The sequence below is a fragment of the Candidatus Phytoplasma phoenicium genome, assembly GCF_001189415.1.
In the GTDB taxonomy this organism is placed as follows: domain Bacteria; phylum Bacillota_I; class Bacilli_A; order Acholeplasmatales; family Acholeplasmataceae; genus Phytoplasma; species Phytoplasma phoenicium.
The window spans coordinates 1-4,943 of sequence record NZ_JPSQ01000064.1 but is presented as its reverse complement, the minus strand read 5'-3'; the positions used below and the strand labels follow the sequence as shown (position 1 = coordinate 4,943).

At 25.9% G+C, this 4,943-nt stretch carries 4 protein-coding genes and 1 pseudogene; all 5 read left to right on the top strand.

Features of this window, described 5'->3' with window-relative positions; all coding sequences use genetic code 11:
• A pseudogene (locus AlmWB_RS01570) lies at positions 1–266 on the top strand (heat-inducible transcriptional repressor HrcA); the annotation flags it as partial.
• A gap of 60 nt (positions 267–326) precedes the next feature.
• Positions 327–1,124, top strand: coding sequence for a nucleotide exchange factor GrpE (locus AlmWB_RS01565; RefSeq protein ID WP_050337405.1), 798 nt, complete (start codon positions 327–329; stop codon positions 1,122–1,124).
• Positions 1,108–2,955, top strand: coding sequence for a molecular chaperone DnaK (gene dnaK / locus AlmWB_RS01560; protein ID WP_050337410.1), 1,848 nt, complete (start codon positions 1,108–1,110; stop codon positions 2,953–2,955). Before AlmWB_RS01565 ends, dnaK begins: the two co-directional genes overlap by 17 nt.
• A 143-nt stretch (positions 2,956–3,098) precedes the next feature.
• Positions 3,099–4,202 carry a molecular chaperone DnaJ gene (gene dnaJ / locus AlmWB_RS01555; RefSeq protein ID WP_050337403.1) on the top strand — a complete coding sequence of 368 codons (1,104 nt, stop codon included), beginning with the start codon at positions 3,099–3,101 and terminating at the stop codon, positions 4,200–4,202.
• Positions 4,203–4,292: 90 nt separating this feature from the next.
• Positions 4,293–4,943 (top strand): lipoate--protein ligase family protein (locus AlmWB_RS01550; protein WP_050337402.1); only part of this gene is annotated, 651 nt, incomplete at its 3' end.

Sequence of the window (4,943 nt, the reverse complement as noted above, 5' to 3'; positions counted from 1 at the left end):
CTATTAAAGAAATGATGTTTATATTAGATAAAAGAAAATTAAATAAAATTTTTTTTAGCTCACCACCAGATACTATTTGTCAATTAAATAATCAAATTCGTTTAATTCCGTATAAACAATTTATTATTATTTCAATTCCTTATTATATTAATGAAGATGAAAAAGGTTTTATCGGTATTTTAGGTCCATTAATAATGAAATATCAAGAAGTGATTCCGTTGTTGGAATATTTATCAGCTCATTTTTCACAATTATATGAAAAATAAAATAAAAGATACTTATTTTATTGAGATCCAAAAAAAATCGCTTTAAAAGGAGTTTTTAGAATGAACAAAAAAGAAATAAAAAATACACAAACCGAATCAAAACCATCAAAAAATAATAAATGTGAAAATATCAAATCATGTTTATTTTCTAAAGAAGAAAATACGAAAACAAAAGAGGTTAATAAATGTTGCGGTTGTGTAAAAGATAATGATAATCAAAACAATAATCAAGAATTTGTTAATAATCTTAAAAAAGATGATGAAAAAGTAAAAATTGATTTAAAAAACCAAGAATTTAAAAATAATTCTGAAAAGTCAACATGTTGTGGAGATCAAAGTGAACTGCAATCAACACATAATCAAGACACAATTAAAATGGAACAACTTGTGCAACAATTAGAAAAAGAATTAAAAGATAAAATTACTACAGAAAAATTAAAATTTCAAGCTGAAATGGATAATTTTCGCAAAAGATTTCAAAAAGAAAAAAATTTAGCTTTAAAATATTCTTCAATGGATTTAATTCGTGATATTTTAGTTCCTTTTGAACAATTAGAAAAAGTTTTAGAAATGCCAGCTGAAGATCCTTTACTACAAAAATTTCTATCTGGATTTAAAATGATTCAAAAACAAATTAAAGAAATTTTAGAAAAAAATGGTGTCAAAGAAATTAAAACGTTAGGGGAACCATTTAATCCTGAGTTTCATTATGCTGTTGAAAAAATTTCTGATCATAATCAACCTAATGGCATTAATGTTCTTGTTTTGCAAAAAGGTTTTTTATACAAAGATTTAGTATTAAAGCCATCTATAGTAAAAATTAATGAATGGAGCGAAAATAATAATGAAAACAAATAAAATTATTGGTATAGATTTAGGAACAACAAATTCTTGTGTTTCGGTTATGGAAGGAAAAGAAGCAAAAGTTATTACAAATGCTGAAGGAAATAGAACAACACCTTCAATAGTTGCTTTTAAAGGTGATGACATTATGGTAGGAGAAATTGCTAAACGTCAAATGTTGACGAATCCTAACACTATTATTTCTATTAAAAGACATATGGGAGAAGCTAATTACACTGTCAAAATTAATAATAAAAATTATACTCCTCAAGAAATTAGTTCCATGATTTTAAGAAATTTAAAAAAACAAGCAGAAGATTATTTAGGTGCTGAAGTTTGTAATGCTATTATTACTGTTCCTGCTTATTTTAATGATTCTCAAAGACAAGCTACTAAGGATGCAGGGAAAATCGCAGGTTTAGAAGTTAAAAGAATCATCAATGAACCTACCGCAGCTGCTTTAGCTTACGGAATTGATAAAAGCAATAAAGAACAAAATATTTTAGTTTTTGATTTAGGTGGCGGTACTTTTGACGTTTCTATTTTAAATTTGGCTGAAGGTAATTTTTCTGTTTTATCAACTTCTGGAGATAATAATTTAGGAGGAGATGATTTTGATTATAAAATTGTAGATTTTTTAATAAAAGAATTTAAAAAAGAAAATCAAATTGATTTATCAAAAGATAAAATAGCGATGCAAAGATTAAAAGATGCTGCAGAAAAAGCTAAAAAAGAATTAAGTGGTGTAACTGCTACCCAAATATCTTTACCTTTTATTACTATGAATCCTAGTAGCGGGCCATTACATTTAGAATATAATATGACTAGATCTAAATTCAATGCATTAACTCAAGAATTGGTTGAACGTTGTGTTGGACCTGTAAAACGTGCTTTAAAAGATGCTTCGATAGATCCTAAAGAAATTCATCAAGTTCTTTTAGTAGGGGGTTCAACTAGAATTCCTTCTGTTCAAGAATTAGTTACAAGAGAATTAAATAAAACTCCGAATAAAAGTATTAATCCAGATGAAGTAGTAGCTATGGGAGCAGCAATTCAAGGTGGTATTTTAACAGGAGATGTTAAAGATATTGTACTTTTAGATGTGACGCCATTGTCTTTAGGTATAGAAACTTTAGGAAATGTTTTTACTAAATTGATTGAAAGAAATACGACTATTCCAACTTCTAAATCACAAATTTTTTCTACAGCTGCTGATAATCAACCTTCCGTTGATATTCATGTTTTACAAGGTGAAAGACCTCTTGCAAAAGAAAATAAATCTTTAGGTAGTTTTCGTTTAGATAATATTCCTCCTGCTCCTCGTGGTATACCACAAATCGAAGTTACTTTTGATATTGATGTAAATGGTATTGTTTCTGTTAAAGCTAAAGATTTAACTACTAACAGAGAACAAAAAATTACTATTTCAGGAACTGGTTCTTTATCAGAAGAAGAAATTCAAAGAATGATCAAAGAAGCAGAAGAAAATGCTGAAAAAGATAAATTACAAAAAGAAAAAATTGATACACGTAATGATGCAGATAATTTAATCGTGCAAGTAAAACAATCTTTAAAAACACTTGGAAAAGAAATAGAAGAACAAGAAAAGAATAAAATTGAAGATTGTATTAAAAACTTAGAAGAAGCTTTAAAAGGTGATGAACATAATTTAATCAAAGAAAAATTTAGTATTTTAGAAAAAGAAGCACAAGGAATTGCTATTAAAGCTTATCAAAAAAAACAAGAACAACAAAAAAAAGATAATATTAATGACAAAAAAGATAATAATAGTGATTCAACAAATTCTGAACAAACGGTTGATGCGGAATTTGAAGAAAAAAAATAATATTAGCAAAATTATAAATTTTTTTAATTAATATATTTCAATTAACCAAAAAAAGATAAATATTCTTTTTTTGGTTTCTTTATTAATTTTTCAACAAAAATTAAAAATTTTTACTTTAATATTACAAACAGGAGAGTTTTGCTGTGAATCAAAAAAAAGATTATTATGCTATTTTGGGATTATCCAAAAATGCTAAAGAAAATGAAATTAAATCAGCTTATAGAAAATTAGCAAAAAAATATCATCCTGATGTATCAAAAGAAGAAAATGCTACTCAAAAATTCAAGGAAGTTCAAGAAGCATATGAAGTTTTAAGTAATCCTACTAAAAAAAACAATTATGATCGTTTTGGACATGCTGAAAATCAAAATTATGATTTTGGCGGAGGATTTCAAGGTTTCGGAAATGCTGAATTTGATTTTGGAGATATTTTTGGTAATTTTTTCGGAAAAAAAAATAATCATGGTTCAAAATCAAACAAAGGAGAAGATCAACATATAGAAATGACACTTGAATTTACTGAAGCAGTTTTAGGAGTTGAAAAAAAAATAACTTTTGAAATCGAAAAAGATTGTGAATACTGTAAAGGTACAGGCGCTCGTACAAAAAAAGATATTCACATTTGTGATTATTGTAATGGAGAAGGATATATTACAACATCACAAAAAACTTTTTTAGGAAATTTTACTTCTCAACAAATTTGTCCAAAATGTAATGGTCAAGGTAAAAAAATTCTTAATAGATGTTCTTTTTGTAAAGGTTACCAAAGAGTAAAAAGCATAAAAAAACTTAATTTAAATATACCTGGTGGAATAGATAATGGTGAAACTTTAATCTCAAAAGGTCAAGGGCATGAAGGTCATTTAGGAATTCCGAATGGTGATTTATATGTGAGAATTAAAGTAAATACACATAAATTTTTCAAAAGAGATAAGCAAGATATTATTTCAACAATTTTTATCACTATTTTTCAAGCTGCTTTAGGAGCAGTTATTAGTGTTCCTACAATTGATGGTGAAATTGATCTTACAATACCAGAAGGGATTCAAAACGATACCAATTTAAGATTAAAAAACAAAGGTGTTCCTTATACAAACGCATCTTATCGAAGAGGTGATCATTATGTTATCGTCAAAATTAAAACACCTATAAAATTAACTAAAGAACAAAAAGAGCTTTTTCGTCAATTGCAAACATTAGAAGAAAATAAAAATAATACAAAAAAAAGTAGCTTTTGGTCTTTTTAATAAAAACTAATTTGTGATTTATTTTCATTTATACAATTAGGTTAATAAATAAAGCAAATTTATGATTAGGATAACGCACAAAGCAAATTTATGATTTTAGTAAAATATAATAATAAATATAAAAATTTAAAACCATATTTTTATTTTGCTTTAGAAAAATATATCTCAGAAAATCTTTTAAAAAATGATGAAGTTTTTTTCTTTTTATGGCAAATAAAAGGTGTAGTTTTTGGTAAAAATCAAATTATTGAAAATGAAATTAATTTAGATTTTGTCAAAAAAAATAAGATTAATTTTTTTCGTCGTCCTACAGGAGGTGGTTGTGTATACAATGATCAGCAAACTCCTTTATTCAGTATTATTACACCTTATAAAGATAAACAATTTAACTTTAAACAGTATTTAGGTAACATTATCGAAGCTTTCCAACAATTAGGAGTAAAACTTGAATTCAGCGGACGCAACGATATTTTATTTAATAAAAAAAAAATTTCAGGTAATTCTTTTATTAAAAATAAAAACAGTGTCATTATACACGGAACAATATTGTATGATTGTGATATAGATACAATGGTTCGTTGTATTACTCCTAGTAATGAAAAATTAGTTTCCAAAGGTATTTCTAGTGTTTCTTCTCGTGTCACCAATTTAAAAAAATATTTAAATGGAATGACTCAAACTCAATTAATGCTTTTTCTAGAACAATATTTAACTAATAAAGAATATGTTTTAAATGAAAAA

Bases quoted from the DNA above. Each gene is read 5' to 3' on its own strand.
- AlmWB_RS01565 (WP_050337405.1), top strand. From the start codon at position 327: ATGAACAAAAAAGAAATAAAAAATACACAAACCGAATCAAAACCATCA.